Raw genomic sequence first — 689 nt, 5'->3', positions numbered from 1 at the left:
GGTAGCAGCGATTGAACGGGCTTTTGTGGTCCGGTTTACTCAGATTTATGCGGTGGCAGTGCTGATTGCCTCGGTATTTCAAATTTACCGGTCAGTCATCTATTCTAATGTATATGGGGTGACCATGAGTCGGTATATGTTGATTCTCTTCTGCTCGATTTCAGCTGTTGGGGCGATTTTATACCTGATGAAAAATGAGTGGTTACCGCTGGTGCTTGCGGCCGGTTTATTTGTGGCTATGATGCCACCTGTTGATGCGATTTCTGTGTCAGTGGCTAGCCAAGGGGAAATAGTCAATGATATTATTGCTGACTATCCTGATTTGGTAACGGACGGCCAATTGCAATTAACGTCTGAAAATGTGGAACAGTTGGATGAAACGACGGCCCAGAAAATGAAGCAATCGCTGAGATATTTAGATAAGTACAATGAATTAGGGCGGGTGTCGTCAATATCAGAAGATTTTGATGTCTACCAGGACTTGCGGGCCTTTGACGGGGTTCATACGGACGATGATTATGACCATTCAGATAGTTATTATTTCTCAGCCCACTTAAACTTTGACGAAGGGTCTTCAACTGCTTTTACAAGTAGTGGTGGCGGTGAATTGGTCTTATTGAATGCTTACGATAGCCCGGTGACTTTCACTGCTTTAGGTAAAAATTTTAACCATGAAATGGTGGACGTGA

The 689-nt window shown here is 43.7% G+C and carries 1 pseudogene; it reads left to right on the top strand.

Annotated elements, in window-relative coordinates:
• Positions 1 to 25 precede the first annotated feature (25 nt).
• Positions 26 to 689 (top strand): annotated as a pseudogene (locus ACRCJ0_RS17765) (DUF4153 domain-containing protein); the annotation flags it as partial.

This window comes from Aerococcus sp. L_32 (assembly GCF_050689315.1).
The sequence above is the reverse complement of the archived record's forward strand: the minus strand, read 5'-3'. Positions and strand labels throughout refer to the sequence as shown.